Raw genomic sequence first — 20,331 nt, forward strand, 5'->3', positions numbered from 1 at the left:
TTTTACAACTTGGCCCAATAACGTAAAAACCCGCCCCAGCCTGAGCTGGAGCGGGTAAATTTTTACGTAAAAATAATTTGGTGCTGAATCGCAACCTGCTAGTAGATGTATTCCAGTGCTACCCGGTCGTAGTAACCGAACTCGCCATCTTCGTTAGAACTGAAGCACGCGAGCATGATTGAGTTAGCGTCGTAGCCGGTTGGCGTACCCGGAATGTGAACCGCACCATCGGAGCCAGCGCTTTCGCCCGACTGACCGCAAGACTGACGGCTGAACCAATCCGTATGGCGTAAACCCATACAGTGTCCGATCTCGTGTGTCATCACGTGCTCGTTGGTGTTGGTGTTGTAGTTCTCCATGCCGTTGTAAATCTGGACCCACTTGTAAGGCTGGCCTCCACTCGGGAAACCTGCCACACCACCAGCACCGTTGTTGCTTACGTTACGGTACACTACAATGTCGGCATTGGTGCTCGCCGCAAAACTGAGACTGAAGGTCTTGTTCGTGTTCAATGCATTGTAGTTGTTTACTGCCCACTGAAGCGCTGTCCGCATTTTGCTGGTAAGGTTGTAGCCGCTTCCGGTGTAGCCAACAACTGTAATGTAGTTGTCCGAAACAAGGTTGTTCGTGCGGTATTGCTTCTCTCCGTTGGCGTCCATGCTCTGAAGCTCGCGGAGTTGCTCTTCAGTTACGTCAACGTCTCCGTCGAGGCGCCACATGGTTTCTGTAGTTCCGTCCGGACGAGTCTCCGTGACTTTCTCCATAGAAGTGAAGTCGAGTGAATGGCCTTCAACGTGCTCCGCGATGGCATCGCCGAATTCGTAGGCAGGCATATTTGTATTGCCGTCTTCGTTGACGTCAACGATGAAAGCAAGGTCGGTGGTAGGAGCGAGCTGTTCGGTGATCGCATTGTCTGTGGTACAGCTCGAGAGGGCGAAGAGGCCGCAGGCGGCCATCGCAAATGATGTGAATTTCATGATTAAATGGTTTGAAAAAACAAGTATGTGAAACCCCGGTTTCCGTAGGTAAGGGCATAGTACTACCATTCATCAGGACGGCGCCTTCCTGACGGTGCAATACAATCAACCCTCCGGTCAACGATGCCGGTAATTGATTACTAGATTAGTATTTTTATTTAGGAATTGTTGGTTTGTTCTCTTGGTATGAGCTAGTCAATGAAGTGGGTAGGAAATAGCCGAGCAACGCTTTGGGTAGTGTAATTAAGCGGCTCGTGATTGGCAAGATATAAAGAAATATATAAATTGCAAGTATTTTGCTAAAATCTTTTTATGGCACCCGTTCTTCGGGTATTAGCTTGCTAGTTGTTCGTTTATGTCTGGCTTTCGGGGTACGGCAGAACATCATTCTTTTCAGGGGTGTGGGCATTTGCTGCGCCATTTGCTAGCCTTGGGAGTCGTAAATCGATGGTTTTCAACAGAGTGCTGTAAACTTGCAGGTAATTGTGAACGTACGTGGAATAATCGGGGTTATTACTCCGATTCAATTTCGTTTCACTTCAACCCCAGAGTTATGCCTATTCTGTTGCTTCTGCTTGGTGTGTTTTTTCCGCGCATCGTTATTGTGTTTCTTTTCTTTTTTACCGGGTGGTTCCGTGACGCTTTCGATGGCTACCTCCTCCCGATTCTCGGGTTCCTGTTTTTACCGATCACTTTACTTTGGTACGGTATCGTTCAATACTTTTACGGAGGAGACTGGACGATGATTCCCACCATTGGAATGGTCGTTGCGGTCTTGCTCGACCTTGGCCTCATCGGAGGTGGCGCGCGCAGCCGGAGATAAACAACAATAGTAGTATGCAACTGGACATTTTTGGTTTTCCACCTCACCCTCCGCCCTCTCCAGCAAGCTTCGCCTAAGGCTCAGCGGAGAGGGAACCAAACCTCGAAGAAGCCGCGAAGCGAAATGTCCAGTAGTATGCAATAGTAGGCCAGGTTGATAGATCATACGGCGCGTACGCAGGTGCAAGGAAGGGAATAATCAGACCGTTCCCCAGGCCTGAAATTCCGCGCTTTGCACCTGCGTGCTCGCCTCGTCATTAGCCGAAAGGTGCCCATCGCTGTCGTCCCGTCTTAACAAATCTTAATTCTTCTTAACCCGACCGTAAGCAACCGGAAGGGAGAAAAAGCCGTGTTTAGCAGTAAGAAAGGTGATCATGCATCACCTGATTAATTATCTAGTTATGACACGCCTGATTCAAACCCCCATCTTTTTTTGCTTCGCTTTACTTGCGCTGCTGGTCACTTCCTGCGGATCGGTGGAGAAGCTTGTCGAAAGCGGACACTACGAAGAAGCCGTGCGGCTGGCCCAAAACCGCCTGACCGGTAAGCAAAAGAAAAATCCGAAATTCGTACTGGCCCTCGAGACCGCTTTCAATAAAATGATCGCTCAGGATATGGAGCGCGCCCGCCGCATGACGGTATCGGGCAACCCCAACTGGGCCGAAATTGCTTCTGTATACGACAATATCCAGCGCCGCCAGGATGCTCTCACTCCTTTGCTTCCTTTGGTAGACAAAAATGGTTACCAGGCCGAATTCCGTTTCGCCCGCCTGGACGGACTAATCTCCGAAGCCGAAGAAAAGGCCGCTCAGCAATACTATACCGAGGCGCTGAATCTGCTGTCAGAAGCCCGCATCGGCAATAAATCCGCCGGCAGAAAGGCTTTCGTCGCTTTTGGCAGGGTGGAGGAATACCGTGCCAACTACCGCGATACCGATGCCCTGCGGGCCGAGGCCCGCGAACTGGGTAAGGTCTTCGTCGCGGTACAAATGGTCAACGAAACCGGCGGATATCTGCCCCGTAACTTCGAACATGAATTGCTGCGCCCCGAAGGACCGGTACTGGACGATAACTGGAGGTTCTACGACTTCACGCCAGTTGCCGGCAAGGAGTACGACTACACCGCGCGCATCGTGATCGATAACATCCAGGTGAGCCCCGAGCGGGTCAACGAGCGCGCATATACCGACGAGAAGGAAATCACCGATGGCACTGAATACGTCCTCGATGCCAACGGGAACGTGGCTAAGGACACCCTGGGGAATGACATAACCCGTCCCCGCCTCGTTGTCGTTCGTGCCGATGTACTGGAGGTCCTCCAGACCAAAACCGCGCTGGTATCCGGTAGCCTCGAACTCTTTGACCTGCGCAGCCAGCGTGTTGTCGACCGCGACGAACTGACCGCAGAAGCAGTTTTCGAAAACTATGCGAGCACTTTCCGGGGAGATCGCCGTGCGCTTAGCCGGGATACCCGGCGCTATCTTGGCAACCAGCCCGTTCAGTTTCCTTCGGATGAATCTTTGATTCTGGAGGCTGCCGACGTCCTTAAGCCCCGCCTGACAGAGCGGCTTGAGCGCAGTTCGAGGGTGATCTGAGTTCTTGGCGCAGAAAAGCAAGCTCAGCAGCGCGACCGGAGTAATCATGCCTGAGCATGATGATGGCATAGTTGTAGGTAACGCGTTTACCCTTCCTTGATTTGCTCCCGGAAAATCTGTGCAAACCGGCGGTGGCCGAGCAGGTAATAATGCAGGATGATACTGTCGGCAACGCGCCCGACTTCTGTACGGTCTTTCCCGATCTTTGCGGCAAGAATCTGGGCTTTGCGTTCCTTCCGTCTGTTTATCCAGAGGCCCAGGTTTTTATAGAAATGCATATGCGCCCAAAATATGGAGCCGATATGAGCGAAGTTTCCCTGGGTCAGGAACAGCCCTCCGGCAACGCCATCGAGGATCATCCGGACAGGAAGCCACCACACGAGGCGGCTGAAAGGTTCGTTCTTGAAACTCGTTGTCAGCGTATTGCGGAAGTTGAGGTAAGTCTTCCGGGGGGTATTGTAATTGAGCGTCCCGCCGCCAACGTGATAGACCACCGAGGAAGGCTCGACCATGATCTTATACCCGGCGCGTTTCATCCGCCAGCAGAGGTCGATTTCTTCGGCGTGGGCGAAATACTCCGGTTCGAAACCGCCCAAAGAGTGGAAGAGATCGGCCCGGCAGAAGAAAGCTGCTCCGGTAGCCCAGAAGATCTCTTTGCGGCCATCATATTGTCCTTCGTCCCGTTCGGTATGGGTGAAGATGCGGCCCCGGCAGAAAGGGTAACCCAGGTAGTCGAGATAGCCGCCGGCTGCGCCGGCGTACTCAAAACGATTGTGGTCCGCTTCGGCGAGAACCTTGGGCTGTATGGCCCCGATCGTTTCATCCTGAAAGAGGCGAGTGATGGTCGTGATCCAATCGGGAGCAACCCGAACGTCGCTGTTTAGGAGGACGTAAATATCCGCCTTGACCTGCATCATGGCCATGTTGTAGCCATTGGCAAACCCGTAGTTTTCGGGCAATTCGATCAGTTCTACGCCGGGATGGTTTGTCTTCATCCATTCGACAGAATCATCGGTACTGAGGTTGTCGGCAACAATCACCCTGGCGTAGGGCGGCAGACTGGTGATGACGGTCGGGAGGTACTCTTCGAGATAGCTTCGTCCGTTATAATTGAGGATAACCACGGCGGTGTCCGGCGCGTAGTTCAGGCTCGGATCGGGGACTTCTGCAGGTGCAGCCAGGGCCTGGCGGGCAGCAATTTCATCCATTGCCAGTTGGGCCTGCAAGTCTTCGAGGCTCGCGAGCTCTTTGTCGCCGCGCAGATGGTCTACAAAAATAACGGTGATGGCCTGTCCGTAGATGTCTTCGTCAAAATCGAAGATGTTGAGTTCAATCACGACTCCGCGACCATCGTTAAGGCTGGGGCGGTCTCCGATGTAGAGCATTCCTTCCAGTTCGCGGTTCAACCATTTTGCCCGAACGGCATAGATGCCGTTTTGAGGGATGAGTTTAAGGCGGTGGAAAGGTTTGATATTGGCGGTCGGGAAGCCGATGGTCCGTCCGATCTTCTTGCCTTCGACGACGGTGCCGGTTATTTCATACGGCTTACCGAGCAGGGTTTCGGCTTCTTTTACCCTGCCGTTGAGCAGGGCGTTGCGGACCTTAGTGGAGCTCACCGTTATGTCGTTCACTTCCTGAGCGTCAATCTCGATTACTTCGTAGCCGAGTTCCTTACCATGGTGCCGCAAATAAGCGAGGTCACCCTTACGGTCTTTACCGAAACGGTGATCGTAACCGATGACGATACGTTCAGGACTGAAGTGTTTGACCAAAAAATTGCGGATGTAATCTTCCGGGGTTTGCCGACTGAACTCTTTTGTAAAAGGAACGACGACGAGGTGATCGATGCCGGCGGCTTCGCAGCAAGCCGCTTTCTCGGGCGTGGTGGTCAGCAAGCGAAGCGTGTCGTCTTCGGGGCGGAGAACAGAACGTGGGTGTGGGTCGAAGGTAATTACTACCGATTCACCACCTCTTCGTTCTGCCAGCCGGCGGATGCGGGCCAGAAGTTGTTGGTGGCCCTTGTGTACGCCATCGAAGCTTCCGATCGTGATGATCGCTCGCCTGAAACGGGGTAAATTTTCTAACTGGTAGTGGACTTTCATTCGTGTTGGGGCAAAAGCAATCTTCAATATCATCCCTGCTTCCGGAGTAGGCAGGGGCGAAAACGCGGGTGCAAGGTAAGAACGTAGGAGCAAAGGTTCGCATAGCGGCTGATTCATGCCCCAAAAACCAATTCTTTGCATCCTGCGTCCGCGCCACGAAACCATAAGCTGCTCAATAATGTTTGCTCCCACGATGGAAGAAAGCAAAATCGTACGCGCCCTGGCCACAGTCCAGGACCCCAACACCGGCCAGGACCTGATTACCGCCAATATGGTATTGCACCTGAAGGTGGAAGCCCCTAATGTATCTTTTACGCTTCAGTTGCCTAAACTGGATGCCGACTACAAGCAACAGCTGAATTTTGCTTGTCAGGAGGCTATTCTGGGCGTTTACCCCGAAGCGAACGTGCACGTCCATATGCAGAACCCGGGAGCTACGCCCCAGGCCAAGGGCGGTGGCGGACCTCAAAAGGGCAATCCGCTGCCCCACGTAAAAAACATCATCGCAGTTGCCAGTGGCAAAGGTGGGGTAGGGAAGAGTACTGTTTCCGTCAACCTTGCCCTTGCCCTCCAGGAACTTGGCGGTGCCGTTGGCCTTCTCGATGCCGACGTCTACGGCCCCAGCGCGCCTACTATGCTGGGTCTTCAGGGGCAGAAGCCAAAGGTGGAAAAGGTTTATGGCAAACCAAAAATCAAACCGCTTTTTGCCTACGGTATTCCCGTTATGAGTACGGGCTTCGTCGTCGAGCCGGAGCAGGCAGTGGTGCTGCGTGGCCCCCGCCTGAGCGGAATCATCAAGCAGTTCCTCGAAGAATGTGTCTGGCCGCCGCTGGATTACCTCATCATCGATCTACCTCCGGGGACGGGCGATGTACAGCTTTCACTCGTGCAAACGGTTTCGGTTACCGGTGTCGTCCTGGTGACTACGCCCCAGCAAGTTGCTTTAGCCGATGCCATCAAGGCAATGAATATGTTCTTCCTGCCCGACGTTCAGGTGCCCGTTCTTGGCGTCGTCGAAAATATGTCATGGTTTACGCCCAAAGAACTGCCCGACAATAAGTACTACCTCTTCGGTAAAGACGGTGGCAAGAGCCTTGCCCGGAAATCGAATTCGATGCTGCTCGGTCAGATCCCGCTCGTGCAGGGCATCCGTGAAGGCGGCGACGACGGCAAGCCAGCGTTCCTCAATAAAGAGGACGAAGTTACCCGGGAAGCCTGGCTCAATGTGGCTAAAAACGTTGCCCGGCAGACTGCGCTGCGCAACGAGATGATGGAACAGACTAAAGTGGTGGAGGTGAAGTCCTGAAATTAAGACAGGCTATTGCCCGATGGGGGCAACAGGTTCTTAAAGTTAGCCATTCCGCACTGTCGGTGCACGAAGGGAATTGCTTGAATTACAAGCAAGTATGCCTTCTGCTAAAACTCAAACAACGTCCCGGCTGCCCCCGGAGGCGTAGCGCCAATGTGGTGGTAAGCCTTCTCCGTCGCCTGCCGGCCACGGGGCGTACGCTGCAGGTAGCCTTCCATAATCAGGAAAGGCTCATGGACCTCTTCGATGGTGCCAGTATCCTCACCTACCGCCGTAGCGATGGTGGACACACCGACGGGGCCACCTTTGAACTTATTGATGATGGCGTCCAGGATTTTGTTGTCCATTTCGTCGAGGCCGCCTTCGTCGACGTTGAGGGCGGAGAGCCCGTAATCTGCGATCTTTTTGTCGATGGTCCCGTTTCCTTTGATTTGAGCGAAATCGCGGATCCGACGGAGCAGTGCGTTGGCGATACGGGGGGTGCCCCGGCTGCGCCGGGCAATTTCGATTGCGCCGTCTTCGGTAACGGGCACGTCCATGATCTGGCAACTTCGTTTGATGATCTTCACCAGCGTAGGCACATCGTAATAATCAAGCAGACAGTTAATGCCAAAGCGCGCCCGCATGGGCGCGGTGAGGAGCCCCATACGGGTGGTTGCCCCAACGAGGGTGAAGGGCTCGAGGCTGATCTGAACCGAGCGGGCGTTTGGCCCGCTGTCGATCATGATGTCGATCCGGTAATCCTCCATTGCGGAGTAGAGGTACTCTTCCACGACGTTATTGAGACGGTGGATCTCGTCGATGAAGAGGACGTCGCCTTCGTTAAGATTGGTCAACAGGCCGGCAAGGTCACCCGCTTTTTCGAGCACCGGACCGGAGGTAAGCTTCAGTTCGGCTCCGAGTTCATTAGCGATGATGTGACTCAGGGTTGTTTTACCGAGGCCCGGAGGGCCGTGCAGCAGAACGTGGTCGAGGCTGTCGCCCCGCTGAACGGCGGCCTGAATAAAAATCTTCAGGTTCTCAACGATCTTGGGTTGACCGCTGAAGTCGTCCAGCGAGTCGGGGCGCAGGGCCCGCTCCATGGCGTTGTCTTCCGGTTGCAATCTTTCAGCGTTAGGATCGAGGTGCTCGTTCATAGTCGCAAATGTACTAAATGTTTGGGGAGCTTGAAATATGACGCTAATTGTTTTGTTGGAGGGGCGCGAAGCTGTACCTGGTACCCGACAACAATTGGAGGCGTGACTTAAACATATCCGGGGGTGCTGGGCGCTGACCGGCTTGTGCAGAATGTATTACACCATCCGGGAGTGCCAGCTGTCTTCCAGTGGGCGTTCGAAAATCTGGCGTAATTCGCCGAGTTCTTTAACGAGCGGATCGAAGACGATCGTATCGTTTTCGAGGCTGCCATTTTTGTAGAGTTCCTTGAATTCCTCGCGGCCAACAGTGTGGATGTTCCCGTTTCCGTCGCGGTAGCTGAAGCGCATGCGGTTGAAAAAGTCTATCCCGAGTTCAGCGCCCAGTTCCTGAATGAAACGAACGGACCCATCGATAGAGCAACCGGATGCTTCGGCCTGGCTTTCATCTACTCCTACTACTAAAAAGCGGTTGTGCAGTACGTCGGCGGCGGCTTTGAGTTCGCGGCGGTGGCTTACCCAGCCAGCTACAAATTCCTGCAGTCGGGCTTTTATGGTCGTTGTTTCGGCATCCGTGAGGGCACGCTCCGAGCCATAAATCCAGATGCGGCTTTCGGGAATCAACTGGTCGAGAGGGGATTTCATTTTGCGGCTTTTTTATCAGAAACCGCAAAGTTACTTATTTGAAGGGCAATTGTTTCAGGAAATAGATTCTTTGGGCGCTAATCGCAGGTGCAGGGTACGGTTTAACGGCAAGATCTCCTGGTGTTTTGGTCGGGAACCTGATTGAACGAAAAGGGCGGGGGAGAATCTGCCCCGCAGCACAACCCGCCGTTACTTCAGTCTGTGCCGGGCAACATACTTTGCACCTGCCGGCCGCGCCTGCTCATTTCACACCCTGCCCATTTTCCGGTCGACCCAGTTGAGCACGGGCTTGACGCTGAGGCCATGCAGGAAAATAGAAACCAGGATGGTGAAATTCACGATACTCCATACGGTATCAATTTCGGGGAAATTGTCGCTGTTGTGGGCGTAGGCCAGATAGTACAACGAGCCAACTCCCCGGATGCCAAAGTAGCTGATGGCTACTTTTTCCACCGGGTTCAGCTTACTGGGGATGAAGGCGATGAGGCCACTCAGTGGCCGGATGACCAGTATAATCACGATGCCCAGCAGCGTACCCTGCCAGGTCAGGTCCGAAAGTCCTCCGGTCGCAATGATACCTCCGAAGGCGATGAGGAAGAATCCTAACGCTGCCTGTTCTACCTGATCGATGGCTTCGTAGCTCGCCTGCTGGGCTTTAACGTCCGATTCTTTTTGCTGCACGCTGGTGGCAGCAGCGACGAAGACAGCCAGGAAACCATAGCCCTCCACTACTTCAGCACAGGCATACGTCAGCAGTACCGACGCGAGAATGAAGAATCCAGCTTCTACTTCCGTGTCGTACCTGGCGGCCATGTGGTTCCTGAAGTAAGAGAATAATTTCAGCAATGCTTTTCCCATTACGTAGCCGACCAGGGTGCCGACTACTATCCGGTAGCCAAAATCCCACCAGGCCCAGGTGGTCAGCGAGCTCGTTATGTCGGTTGCGGTAACGAGTGCTATGGCCAGATAGACGAAGGGAAAAGCCAGCCCGTCGTTCAGTCCCGCTTCAAGCGTGAGACCGAAGCGTACCTCGTCGTCGGCACCGTCGTCTTTTGGTGGTCCAACCTGTACGTTGGCGGCTAAAACAGGGTCGGTCGGCGCCATTACGGCGCCCAGTAAAATGGCCGAAGCGGGAGCCAGCCCGATCCAACCCCAGGCGATCACTGCAATGGCTGCAATTGTAATCGGCATGGCTATTCCCAACAGGTAAGCGCCGCTGGCCCAGGATTTCCATCCGGGCGAACGCCTCATCTTTAAGCCCGTTCCGGCCAGGGAGATGATGACGATCAACTCGGTGAAATATTCCATGAACTGACGATCAAGCTGTTTGTCCTCCGGGTTCATGAGCGGGAGCTCAAGCGGCAGGTTGAAGACAAGAAAGCCGAACGACACGTAAATGATCGGCAGGCTGAGCAGCCGATTGCGGAGGAGGCCCGGAAGCAGGAAGGTTCCCATCAGGGCGAGGCCGGCGAGTAAGATCAACGCTAAGTGAGTAGTCAATTTTTTTGCTTAAAGTAAAGGCAACAGGAATATCCCGATCTGCCGCAATTGTATGTATTGCTTAGGTCCGTTTCTTGTAGCGTGGGGCCCTGTCCCTACGTTTTCGTTGTGCATCTTGTTACACACGAGTTCAAACCTCTATTTTTCTACATTGGTTCATTTTAACGATATTACCCGGAATAGCTCAGGCTCCTTATCATGACACAACTCACAAATCAACGATTTCTTTTCCCCGAAAAAGCGGTTTCCGGCTACCTGAACGGTGCCAGCCGGTCTCCTCAGTTGAAAGCACTTGCCGCCGCGGCAAGACACGCCATCTGGTGGCGCGAGGAAAACGCCGGAATGCCAATCCCTGCCTTCTTCGAGACGGTAAGTCTGGTGAAAGCGGAATTTGCCCAACTGATCAATTGCGCCGAGCCCGATCGCATTGCGGTGCTGCCGTCCACCAGCTACGGTATCGCTACGGCTGCCAAAAACCTGCCCCTGCAACAGGGGCAGAACATCATCGTCGCCGAAGATCAGTTCCCCAGTAACTACTATTCCTGGTTGGAGCGCTGCAAGGAAGTGGGCGCCGAACTTCGGGTCGTTGCCCGGCCCGAGCCGGGCGCAACGGATAGTTGGTCTGACCGTGTGCTTGCGGCCATCGATCACAAAACAGCCGCCGTAGCCATCGCTCAGGTGCACTGGGCGGATGGCAGCTTGTTTGACCTAGCGGCGATCCGCGACCGCACGAACGATGTCGACGCCTGGCTCATCATCGACGCAACGCAATCGGTCGGAGCCTTTCCCACCGATGTCTCCGCCCTTAAACCCGACGTGCTCTGCGCCGGCGGTTACAAATGGCTGATGGGCCCCTACGGTTGTGGCTACGCCTACTTCGGCGAGCGGATGGACGGCGGCACTCCGCTGGAGGAAAACTGGATCAACCGCGCCGGGAGCGAGGACTTTCGTAACCTCGTCAATTACCGCGAAGAATACCGGCCACTGGCCGGTCGCTACTGCGTGGGGCAACAATCTAACTTCATCATGATGCCTATGCAGCTCGAAGGCCTGAAGCAGGTCAACGCGTGGGGAGCGGAAAACATTCAGGCGTACTGCAACGAGTTGTGGAGTGGAGTAGCGCCAATACTAGCGAACGTAGGCATTGAACTGCCGGAGGAGCGGGCACATCACCTCGTCGGGCTAAAGCTCACCGACGATTTCGATCGGGATGTATTGTCCGCTGAATTCGAACGACGCGGACTTTCACTCAGCTACCGGGGCGACGCCATCAGGGTTTCTCCGGGTTGTTATAACCTACCCGAAGAGCTCGCCGAACTTGCCGGAGCGTTCTTCAAGGCAGTCAAATAAACCGTAATCCTTGCTTCTGGTGGCTAAAATAGTCTGAAGCCAAAGGGCTTACTCTCCGAACGTCCGGCCGTGCTCCCGGGCCATCATTCCGTTGATGATGAACTGGTAGGCAAGCAAGCCGAAAAGCGCCAGATTGATGAGCAGCGATGAACCGGCAGGGATCCCAATCAGCGCAAAGCCCACCAAAGCGGCTGTATATATGGTCAGGAGGAGCCGTGGTTGTTTGCGTTTCGGCCGCAAGAAGCTGCCCAGCGGGATGGTCAGCATCACGAACGCTGCGGCGAACAGCTGAAAGGTGGAGAAACCAGTCGCGAGCCAGGCGATGCCCGATAGCAGGGCAAGCCCCAGCGATCCACCAACAAGGCTCGCCATGAGTTTATCGTCTTTGTCGAGCAACAGCCGGCCGTACTTATTGGTCAGCAGGTAAAAGTTCATCAGCGGGTCAATGATCCAGGTCAGCAGAAAAAGGAAGACCATGATGTAAACCAGCGGCATGATGTACGGAGCGTACTCGGGGTTGGAGACTGCCTGGCGGTTGAGGAAGTTCACTCCGAACCACAGGCCGATCATGATGCCAAAACTCGCTCCGCCGGAGAGTTTCGACATGGCCTCCTGGTACTTGAAGTACATCCGATAGGGCCAGAACCTTGCCTTCAGCGCTTCCAGCATGGCGAAGCGGGCGAGTTGGTCGGTAGGGTTCAGGCTGAGGGCGTACTTGAGGCGCTCCAGCGCTTCGTCTACCTTGCCGTTCCGCAGGAGCTGGTATCCGTGGTTGGCGATGGTCGAACTGTCTTCGGGGTTGATGTGCAGCGCCTCCGAGATGGTGTCGTCGGTATCGGTTTTCCCAAGAAAACCACCGATGTAAATCTTCATGTTAAGCGCCTCGGTGTTCTGAGGGTTTACGGCGAGTGCTTCGTCAACGTAGTGGAGTGCCGCATCGTAATTGCGCTGGTCCAGCTTGGCTTTTGCCATCAGGGTATAAGCATCGTCGTCTTCGGCGTCCATTTCCATCAGCTGGCCGGCAAACTGCTCGGCAATCTTCGGTTTGCCGTCGTTCAGTTCAATAATAGCGGCCAGGCGGAGCACCATCGGGTTGTCGGGGTGCTCACTTAGTAGCGGACCGACCAGTTCCCGGGCGCGCTCCTTTTCCCCCATGTTAGAGAGTGTGTTTACGTAGTACAACTGCGCGATGGGCTCGTCCGGATGGTCAGCCAGGTAGGTCTCCAGCAGCGTCTTGCTCTCCGGCCAGCGGGCCTGGGACTGGAGGAGGTGGAGGCGTTCGATCAGGGCGTTTAGTTGCATGGAGGAGAGTAAAAGGGGAACGAGGGAGGTAAGGGGCGGGGCCGCAGGTGCAGGGGTGGGGACGGGGCGAGCCCCTTCGGTTACTTTAAATACTTGAGGATGTCATCGTACAACCCTCCTTTATTGGCAAACATAGCGTAATTCTTTGCGGTCGTGAACCACTCCGCAGTGGAAGGACGATGCTGGTCGGCTCCCCGCAGGAGGTCTTTTGTTGTGATGGGGCGGGGAACTCCGGTTTTGATGGCTTCTTCGAGGATACCTTCTACTGCAATATCGACGACAGCGTTAAGATCTGCTCCCGAAAAGTCTTTGGTCCGCTTGGCTACCTTGGCGAAATCAATTTTCTCGTTTGGCTTGTCGGCAACCTTGAGTTTCAGGATGGCCTCACGGCCAGCTGCGTCGGGCGGCGGAACGAAGATGATCCGGTCGAAACGGCCGGGCCGGCGAAAGGCCGTGTCCAGGTGCCAGGGTACGTTGGTTGCGCCAATGATGAGCAAGCCATCGTTGTTGGAACTGATGCCGTCCAGTTCGGAAAGGAACTGGTTGATTACGTTGCGGCCTGCGCTTTGCTTCATGTCCGAACGCTTAGCGCCAAGGGCGTCGACTTCGTCGAAGAACAGAACGCACGGCTTCTTCTCGCGGGCGAGGTCGAAGTAGCTGGCCAGTTGTTTCTCGCTGTTCCCAACCCACATGTCCAGAATGTCGTTGAGGCCAACGCTGATGAAATTGGCATCTATTTGCCCGGCGGTAGCGCGGGCGATGAACGTTTTCCCACAACCCGGGGGGCCGTACAAAAGGATTCCTCCTCCTACTTTTTTGCCGTAGCTGCGGTAGAGCTCTGCGTGTTGCAAAGGTTGGATGATCTTAAGGTCGATCTCCCGTTTTACGGTTTCCATCCCACCAACATCGCTGAAGTCCATATTGGGCTTGCTGAGCAAGCGCTCGTCTTCATCGTCGTCCTCAAATTCGAAGTTGAAATCGTCGGCTTCAAACGTGGAAGGTTGGCGGAAGGCCTGGTCGAGCTCGTTATCGGCAAGAAGGATGTTGTCTTCAATCGCACTGCGGTAAAGCATTCCCGCGCGCTCGAGATCGTTGTCTTTAAGGTAGCAGCGGGCAATGATCAGGCGGGTTTCCGGGGTGAGCAGTTCCGGATGACCGAGTTCCTCGAAGATGATGAGGCAGGCTGAATTTTTGTCCTGAGCATGGTAGACTTCGATGAGGGCCTGTTTCAGGTCCAGGTCGTGCGGCTCCAGCTTCATCAGGGTGTTGATTTCGCGTTCCAGTTCACGCTCGAAACCGGATAAACCCCGGAGCTTGTTGATAAGCAGGCGGCGTATATAGGCGTTTTCCGGGCTTGCTTTAAGGGCGTCCCGGAGATCTTGTAGTTCTTTATCTGGTGTCATGGTTGGGAAATAACGAATTTCGCTTGAGGGAAGTTTCTCCCGGCACAGGAAATGTATTCCGATGAATGCCCGCTGGAGATGCCATGCAAACTTACGGCTTGCTTCCCTCATTAATCCGGTTACCTGCTTGCCGCAGGAGCGTTATTCTATCAACCGGCCCGGCACCTGCGGCCGCGCCCACGTCTGACAAAATGACGCAAGGGCAGGGGGGCGCGGTAAATACCGTCAGGTTTGCCAACAGCCGACGGAAAAACTGACACCTGAGGTGGTAAAGCTGGCACACGGCACGGGAGTTGCTTTAGTTAGGTGACAAAAATTTCAACTTACAACCATTAAATATACAACCACATGAGTAAGATAATTGGTATCGATTTAGGTACAACCAACTCGTGCGTGGCGGTAATGGAGGGCAGCGAGCCCACCGTGATCTATAACGAAGAAGGTCGTAACACCACCCCTTCTATCGTAGCCTTTCTGGACGGCGGCGAACGCAAAATCGGCGAGCCCGCTAAACGCCAGGCGATCACCAACCCGACGCGTACCGTAGCATCCATTAAGCGCTTTATGGGTATGCGTTTCGATGAAGCTAAGAACGACGTAGGCCGCGTGGCTTACAAAGTCGTGAAAGGCGATAACGGCGTTGCCCGCGTAGACATCGACGGCCGTCTCTACACGCCGCAGGAGGTCAGCGCAATGGTGCTCCAGAAAATGAAGAAAACTGCCGAAGACTTTCTCGGTAGCGAAGTGACCGAAGCAGTAGTAACTGTACCGGCTTATTTTAACGACTCTCAGCGCCAGGCAACGAAAGAAGCCGGTGAGATCGCCGGACTGAAAGTTCGTCGTATCATCAACGAGCCAACCGCAGCAGCACTGGCTTACGGTCTGGATAAGCGCTCTAAGGACATGACCATCGTGGTATATGACCTCGGTGGTGGTACGTTCGACGTTTCCATCCTCGACCTCGGCGACGGCGTTTTCGAAGTGAAATCAACCAACGGTGATACTCACCTCGGTGGTGATGACTTCGACCGCGTACTGATCGATTTCCTTGCCGGTGAATTCAAGAGCCAGGAAAACATCGACCTGACGAAGGACCCAATGGCACTGCAGCGCCTCAAAGAAGCCGCGGAGAAAGCCAAGATCGAGCTTTCTTCCAGCACAGAAACGGAGGTTAACCTTCCTTACATCACTGCTGTCGACGGTGTGCCTAAGCACCTTGTCGTGAAAATCAGCCGTGCTAAGTTCGAGCAACTCGCCGACGATCTCGTTCAGCGTACCCTCAAACCTTGTGCTGAAGCACTGAAAGATGCCGGCCTTACCAATTCCGACATCGACGAAGTAATCCTTGTTGGTGGTTCTACCCGAATCCCTCGCATCCAGGAAGCCGTTGAGAAGTTCTTCGATAAGAAGCCTAATAAAGGTGTAAACCCCGACGAAGTAGTAGCCATTGGTGCCGCTATCCAGGGTGGTGTCCTTTCCGGAGACGTGAAAGACGTCCTTCTCCTCGACGTAACCCCTCTGAGCCTCGGTATCGAAGTGATGGGTGGTATGTTCGACAAAGTGATCGAAGCAAACACTACTATTCCTTCCAAGAAGTCGAAGGTTTACTCTACCGCCGCCGACAACCAGCCGAGCGTGGAAATTCACGTGCTGCAGGGTGAACGCTCGATGAGTAAGGACAACCGTCCTATCGGTCGCTTCGTACTCGGAGACATCCCGCCCGCACCGCGTGGTACACCTCAGATCGAAGTAACCTTCAACCTGAACGCCGACGGTCTGCTCGAGGTATCGGCCAAAGACAAAGGCACTGGTAAAGAAACCAGCATCAAAATCGAAGCTGGTACCGGACTGAGCGAAGAAGACATCGCACGCATGAAGGCTGAGGCTGAAGCAAATGCCGATGCCGATGCAGAAGCTAAAGAGCGTGTCGAAAAACTCAATGCTGCCGACCAGCTGGTTTTCCAAACCGAAAAGCAAGTGAAGGAGTACGGTGAGAAGATTCCTGCTGACAAGAAGGAAGCTATCGAAACGGCTCTGACCGAGCTTAAGGAGGCCCACAAATCTGAGGACCTCGCTAAAGTGGAAACCGCTACCGAAACGCTGACCGCAGCGTGGAACGCTGCCAGCCAGGACATCTACCAGGCCCAACAGGCTGCCGGTGGAGAAGCCGGAGCTGACGCGACCGCAGGAGGAGCTTCTGACGGAGGTGCCGACGACGTACAGGACGTTGAATTCGAAGAAGTAGAGGGTAAGTAATTCCCCCTGCTGCGAGAAGAGCTGCTGATGTTTACATCGTCTTGCGGTTCATGATTCAAAGAATTCCCTTCGGGACTTCAAGATAATATTAGCCCACTGAACTTAATTGTTCAGTGGGCTTTTGTTGTTTTATGCCTGGGGGTGAGTGTGCCAGAGGTGGCGATTATTCAGGCTATGCAATAAACAGTTTGGTGTTTAACGAAAATCAGTAACGGGAAATATAAAAGCACCAGACCTTTGATTTGAAACAACCCATTTCATAAACTCACCTTGTCTCTTTACGCTCACCTGATTCTTTTCGCTTCCGCCAGGCTGGCCTTCTCTACCTGCAATTGTTTCCGGTCGGTGATGCTGCTGTTATCGCGTCGTCACCATACCTCGAAAACAGCTTGCCTGATTTGCCGCGACGCTGAATAGCTCGGCAGCAGGTGCAGAAATGTACAGAGATGAGCGGAGCGATAAGCATACCCGCTTCGCGGCTCAGCAACGACTGATAGTACACTGTATCCAGCGTGACGCTGGTGAGGCAAGCCTTTTGATAGAAGATGTCCGCCGTTATAAGCGCTTCTTAGGAATACACAATCCGGTAGGGGAAAAGCGATGGTTTGACTTACTTGTTTTACTTCACCCCTAAGAAAATCATTCGCTGTAAATTTGTGCTGTTAAATTTGAAATAGGATAAAACAAGCGAAAAGATGAAAGGCAGAGTACTGGTGGTAGAAGACGACCGTGACATAATAGAGCTCCTGCGTATACATCTTGCGGATCTGGGGTACGAGATTGAAGCAGTAGAGGATGGCAAAAAGGGCCTCGCAGCGGCCCTGAAGGGAGAGTACAGCCTGATTATTCTCGACATTATGCTTCCCTCAATGGACGGAACAGAAATCTGCCGGCGTCTCCGGGGCAGGGATATTGCCGCTCCTGTTCTGATGCTGACCGCAAAATCCGAGGAATTCGATAAAGTGCTGGGATTGGAGATGGGGGCGGATGATTACATCACCAAACCATTTTCGATCCGTGAATTCATCGCCAGAGTGAAGGCCTTAATGCGCAGGGTCGAAAGATCTGGTGCAGAGGACGCCACCGCGGAGAATCCGGTGTACACCTACGGTGACCTCACGATCGATCTCGATAAACGTCGGGTTACCAGCGCGGGTGCCAGAATTGATCTCTCCCCGAAAGAATTCGAATTATTGAGCCTGATGGCGGCTAATCCCGGTAAAAGCTACGACCGGTCAAAATTACTGAGCCTTATTTGGGGCTACGACTTCGATGGGTACGAACACACCGTCAACTCCCACATCAATCGCTTGCGTACTAAAATAGAGCCCGATCCCGCCAAGCCTATTTACATTCTCACCAACTGGGGAGTCGGGTACCGGTTCAATGAAGATTTATAAGCGCAAGCCGGCGCTGAAAAATCCACCTAAGGATTGATGCCGGGTTCTTCGAGGTGAGGATCCAACAGGAAGTCAGTGTCCTCAAGCAACTGCTTTAACATAGCGCGGTGTGCTTTGATTTCGCTGGCGATGACTTTTCGATCCGCAGAATTGAGGATATGGTCCCGGGCGTCATCCAACAAGGCACGCAATTCCCTGCGGATCGCTTTTTGGTGGGCAAGGCTGTCTCCCGCTGCTCCAAGGAGGTGAAACAGCATTTGAAATAGCCTGCGAACCACGGTGGTGTCTGATTTACAGTACTGCCGTAGTTGTTGCATAACCGTTGCCAGCACGTCTGAAAAATGGTGGCCTGCCAGCCATACATCTCCACCATCCTCATCTTCAGCCTGGTAAAAGTTGTATTCGGGGAGATACATCAACCTTAGGAGCAGTCCGGTTAAGCGGTCCATCACATCGATGGCTGTGCCGGGGTCGTTGATACCAGGAGACATAGCCTTGACCGCGATTTCGGTCAACAGACGGACCGGGGGGAGCCTCCAGTCGGTAAACTTTTGCCGGATAGGAGAAACGGCTTGCAGGGCTTCTTTAACTGCCTCCTGATCGAGTTTATGTCTGCTCTGAATGAGCGGATAGTTGCGGGGAACAAACATTCCTCTGGCCGTACCTATGTAAAAAGAGGTGTCGTGTTTTGTTGCGAGCATAGAGAGTTGATGATAGTTCACCACCCCTATGTACCCTCCGATGGGAGATGGAATCGCGTACCAGTCAGCTAAGCCCTCCGGAAGGCTACGTTCCGCAAATCCCGCTTTGTCGTGAGCGCCGTCGATGGCGTTTATTCCTTTCCTGTAGACCTCTTCAATGATGTTCGAAACCTGTATTTTGTTAGAGATAGTGGTAACAAAATACAGGAAGAGCATCAGGCAGCCTACGCCGAGAAGCAAACACAACAGAACGGAAAGGTTAGGGATGTAGCCCTCGTCGTCTCCCCGGATGCTCAGCAAAACAATAATACTGAGGATGATAACGGCGAGGTAGGTTCCCATCACAAATTGCAAAGACCTGCTTCCTGTGAAATAGGGAAGTAGTCGGGGGCTGTAGCTGTTGGCCACCTGGCTGAACAGCGTCATCATTTGGGTAAAGGTGAAGACCGTGAGGGTAATGAGCCCTCCGATTATCAGGGTAAGTACCGATCTGGCTGTCTCCTGACTGCTCAGAATCGCAGAAGGAAGCAGATCCGTTATTTTACGGCTGATGTCAGTGTTCAATTCGAGGTAAAAGAGCGCCGCACCAGCAAAAAAGGAGGCGAACATCATCGGTAGCGGCAGAAAAGCAAGGCTTTGCAGGGCCGTCCGTCCCCAGCTGAGGATGTTTCGATAAAGTTGTTGCATAGGTCAGATGGGGAGAGGATTTCTCTCATGAAAGGTGAGCGTCGTCCTTATTGTTCACCTCACTTTCCCAGGTCTACAAATATACCGGCTGAGTAAGCCGGTGCTGCCGCTATGATTCTTCCCGATAGCGCCGTGGCTGCGCCGGCGCTCAAACCTATTTTATCGGTGACGTAAACGTTGACCTCTCCTCCCAGGCTCAGGTATTCGGCATTGTTGCTGAATACACTGGTTGAACTGAAGGTGGCTGCTGTTTCTCCGTTTTGGAAAGACTCACTACCGGTTAGCCGGCCGATTAGCCAGACCCTTCGGTCAGCTAAAGCATAACCAGCCTCCAGGCCAAATCTGAGTTCATCACTAAAGCCGTTTGTGCGATTGTTCACCCCGAATGAAGCCGTAGCGTATGCATTATTGCCGAGACTTCTCCCTGCGCTTAATTCCAGCATCTGATTAAATTCACCATCTCCGGTTTGCAGGTTGTTGAGTTCACCACCCCGGTCTTCTCCCAGGGGGAGACCAAGCGTTAGAGTTAGTGCGACAGGGAATTTCGCTCCGGGCTTATTTAGTCCGTAACGCAGAGCAATATCGGCATCGCCCAAACCGCTAATGGCTTCTCCGGGCGTAAGAACATCGCCCCGGGTCCCGGAAACTTGTTCGTTGATTACGTTTCGGCTGTAAAACGGCAGGTTGACAACGGCGGTGAAACGATCGGTCAGGCCATACTCGCCGTAAATGGCAGTATTGTAAAGGCCAAGAGTCGCGTTTGGGTCTAACTCGCCCGTACTGGTGTAGTGCTCATCGAAACGTAACCAGAATTCGTACAACTTAAGGTAGCCGTCTCCTTTAGCCCGGGGCCAGGGGCCGGCACTGAGGGATGTGGCGATGGTAACAAGAAATAATAGAATGAAGCTGCGCATTATCGTGATCTTAGTTTGTCGTAAAGGTATCTACAGACTGTCAGCATTCACGTATTAATTAATTAGGTCGTAGCCGGCCGACACTTTAGGACAGGTCCGGGTTTTACTTTCAGGACGTCTGTAAACAAAAAAACAGCGGCCCCCAAATAAGGGCCGCTGAAAAAAGCTTAAAGTCGATCATGCCGCAAGAAAGAACCGGGGGAGACTTGAGAGTAGTTTAAGTCGACACGGTCTG

15 protein-coding genes are annotated in these 20,331 nt (G+C 53.5%); 6 read left to right on the top strand and 9 right to left on the bottom strand.

Annotation, left to right across the window (positions count from 1 at the left end; all coding sequences use genetic code 11):
* Positions 1-98: 98 nt before the first annotated feature.
* Positions 99-977, bottom strand: a complete 879-nt coding sequence (locus tag FUA23_RS09005; RefSeq protein ID WP_147930407.1) for a M57 family metalloprotease — start codon at positions 975-977, stop codon at positions 99-101.
* 553 nt (positions 978-1,530) lie between these two features.
* On the opposite strand from FUA23_RS09005, the gene FUA23_RS09010 reads away from it, so the two are divergent.
* Entirely contained in the window at positions 1,531-1,800 is a 270-nt protein-coding gene (locus FUA23_RS09010; RefSeq protein ID WP_147930408.1) for a hypothetical protein, read from the top strand.
* 400 nt (positions 1,801-2,200) lie between these two features.
* Positions 2,201-3,394, top strand: coding sequence for a hypothetical protein (locus FUA23_RS09015; RefSeq protein ID WP_147930409.1), 1,194 nt, complete (start codon positions 2,201-2,203; stop codon positions 3,392-3,394).
* Between the two features lie 86 nt (positions 3,395-3,480).
* Here the strand turns inward: FUA23_RS09015 and FUA23_RS09020 are convergent, their stop codons facing one another.
* The gene (locus FUA23_RS09020; protein WP_147930410.1) at positions 3,481-5,496 is read right to left on the bottom strand and encodes a bifunctional riboflavin kinase/FAD synthetase; all 2,016 of its coding nucleotides are present in this window, start codon (positions 5,494-5,496) and stop codon (positions 3,481-3,483) included.
* A 178-nt stretch (positions 5,497-5,674) separates the two neighbouring features.
* Between FUA23_RS09020 and FUA23_RS09025 the strand changes: the two genes are divergently transcribed.
* Positions 5,675-6,802: an Mrp/NBP35 family ATP-binding protein gene (locus tag FUA23_RS09025; RefSeq protein WP_246144118.1), complete on the top strand. Its 1,128-nt coding sequence runs from the start codon at positions 5,675-5,677 to the stop codon at positions 6,800-6,802.
* A gap of 110 nt (positions 6,803-6,912) precedes the next feature.
* Here FUA23_RS09025 and ruvB read toward each other — a convergent pair whose 3' ends face one another.
* From ruvB to FUA23_RS09040, 3 genes are all read right to left on the bottom strand, one after another.
* A complete protein-coding gene (gene ruvB / locus FUA23_RS09030) occupies positions 6,913-7,941 on the bottom strand; it encodes a Holliday junction branch migration DNA helicase RuvB (protein WP_147930411.1) in 1,029 nt (342 codons plus the stop codon).
* Between the two features lie 156 nt (positions 7,942-8,097).
* Positions 8,098-8,583: a hypothetical protein gene (locus tag FUA23_RS09035; RefSeq protein ID WP_147930412.1), complete on the bottom strand. Its 486-nt coding sequence runs from the start codon at positions 8,581-8,583 to the stop codon at positions 8,098-8,100.
* Between the two features lie 246 nt (positions 8,584-8,829).
* Complete coding sequence (locus FUA23_RS09040) at positions 8,830-10,083, bottom strand: cation:proton antiporter (protein ID WP_147930413.1); 1,254 nt, start codon at positions 10,081-10,083, stop codon at positions 8,830-8,832.
* A 198-nt stretch (positions 10,084-10,281) separates the two neighbouring features.
* Here FUA23_RS09040 and FUA23_RS09045 point away from each other — a divergent pair, with 198 nt between their 5' ends.
* Positions 10,282-11,433 carry an aminotransferase class V-fold PLP-dependent enzyme gene (locus tag FUA23_RS09045; RefSeq protein WP_147930414.1) on the top strand — a complete coding sequence of 384 codons (1,152 nt, stop codon included), beginning with the start codon at positions 10,282-10,284 and terminating at the stop codon, positions 11,431-11,433.
* 48 nt (positions 11,434-11,481) lie between these two features.
* Here the strand turns inward: FUA23_RS09045 and FUA23_RS09050 are convergent, their stop codons facing one another.
* Both FUA23_RS09050 and FUA23_RS09055 read right to left on the bottom strand, forming a co-directional pair.
* A complete protein-coding gene (locus FUA23_RS09050; protein ID WP_147930415.1) occupies positions 11,482-12,735 on the bottom strand; it encodes a tetratricopeptide repeat protein in 1,254 nt (417 codons plus the stop codon).
* Positions 12,736-12,815: 80 nt separating this feature from the next.
* On the bottom strand, positions 12,816-14,138 hold the full coding sequence (locus FUA23_RS09055; RefSeq protein ID WP_147930416.1) for an ATP-binding protein: 1,323 nt from the start codon (positions 14,136-14,138) through the stop codon (positions 12,816-12,818).
* A gap of 348 nt (positions 14,139-14,486) precedes the next feature.
* Between FUA23_RS09055 and dnaK the strand changes: the two genes are divergently transcribed.
* Both dnaK and FUA23_RS09065 read left to right on the top strand, forming a co-directional pair.
* On the top strand, positions 14,487-16,394 hold the full coding sequence (dnaK, locus tag FUA23_RS09060; RefSeq protein ID WP_147930417.1) for a molecular chaperone DnaK: 1,908 nt from the start codon (positions 14,487-14,489) through the stop codon (positions 16,392-16,394).
* A 695-nt stretch (positions 16,395-17,089) separates the two neighbouring features.
* Positions 17,090-17,794, top strand: coding sequence for a response regulator transcription factor (locus FUA23_RS09065; protein WP_147930418.1), 705 nt, complete (start codon positions 17,090-17,092; stop codon positions 17,792-17,794).
* Between the two features lie 26 nt (positions 17,795-17,820).
* On the opposite strand, the gene FUA23_RS09070 is transcribed toward FUA23_RS09065, so the two are convergent.
* Both FUA23_RS09070 and FUA23_RS09075 read right to left on the bottom strand, forming a co-directional pair.
* Positions 17,821-19,182 (bottom strand): DUF2254 domain-containing protein, encoded by a 1,362-nt coding sequence (locus tag FUA23_RS09070; protein ID WP_147930419.1) that lies wholly within the window; start codon positions 19,180-19,182, stop codon positions 17,821-17,823.
* A 59-nt stretch (positions 19,183-19,241) separates the two neighbouring features.
* The gene (locus FUA23_RS09075) at positions 19,242-20,096 is read right to left on the bottom strand and encodes a hypothetical protein (protein ID WP_147930420.1); all 855 of its coding nucleotides are present in this window, start codon (positions 20,094-20,096) and stop codon (positions 19,242-19,244) included.
* Between the last annotated feature and the right edge of the window lie 235 nt (positions 20,097-20,331).

The organism is Neolewinella aurantiaca, from assembly GCF_008014675.1.
Classification (GTDB): Bacteria; Bacteroidota; Bacteroidia; order Chitinophagales; family Saprospiraceae; genus Neolewinella; species Neolewinella aurantiaca.

Excerpts from the sequence above, each read along its gene's own strand:
- FUA23_RS09025 (WP_246144118.1), top strand. The coding sequence starts at position 5,675 with ATGTTTGCTCCCACGATGGAAGAAAGCAAAATCGTACGCGCCCTGGCC.
- FUA23_RS09075 (WP_147930420.1), bottom strand. The coding sequence starts at position 20,096 with ATGCGCAGCTTCATTCTATTATTTCTTGTTACCATCGCCACATCCCTC.
- FUA23_RS09070 (WP_147930419.1), bottom strand. The coding sequence starts at position 19,182 with ATGCAACAACTTTATCGAAACATCCTCAGCTGGGGACGGACGGCCCTG.
- FUA23_RS09005 (WP_147930407.1), bottom strand. The coding sequence starts at position 977 with ATGAAATTCACATCATTTGCGATGGCCGCCTGCGGCCTCTTCGCCCTC.
- FUA23_RS09045 (WP_147930414.1), top strand. The coding sequence starts at position 10,282 with ATGACACAACTCACAAATCAACGATTTCTTTTCCCCGAAAAAGCGGTT.
- FUA23_RS09050 (WP_147930415.1), bottom strand. The coding sequence starts at position 12,735 with ATGCAACTAAACGCCCTGATCGAACGCCTCCACCTCCTCCAGTCCCAG.
- FUA23_RS09035 (WP_147930412.1), bottom strand. The coding sequence starts at position 8,583 with ATGAAATCCCCTCTCGACCAGTTGATTCCCGAAAGCCGCATCTGGATT.
- FUA23_RS09010 (WP_147930408.1), top strand. The coding sequence starts at position 1,531 with ATGCCTATTCTGTTGCTTCTGCTTGGTGTGTTTTTTCCGCGCATCGTT.
- FUA23_RS09020 (WP_147930410.1), bottom strand. The coding sequence starts at position 5,496 with ATGAAAGTCCACTACCAGTTAGAAAATTTACCCCGTTTCAGGCGAGCG.
- ruvB (WP_147930411.1), bottom strand. The coding sequence starts at position 7,941 with ATGAACGAGCACCTCGATCCTAACGCTGAAAGATTGCAACCGGAAGAC.
- FUA23_RS09065 (WP_147930418.1), top strand. The coding sequence starts at position 17,090 with ATGAAAGGCAGAGTACTGGTGGTAGAAGACGACCGTGACATAATAGAG.
- dnaK (WP_147930417.1), top strand. The coding sequence starts at position 14,487 with ATGAGTAAGATAATTGGTATCGATTTAGGTACAACCAACTCGTGCGTG.
- FUA23_RS09055 (WP_147930416.1), bottom strand. The coding sequence starts at position 14,138 with ATGACACCAGATAAAGAACTACAAGATCTCCGGGACGCCCTTAAAGCA.
- FUA23_RS09015 (WP_147930409.1), top strand. The coding sequence starts at position 2,201 with ATGACACGCCTGATTCAAACCCCCATCTTTTTTTGCTTCGCTTTACTT.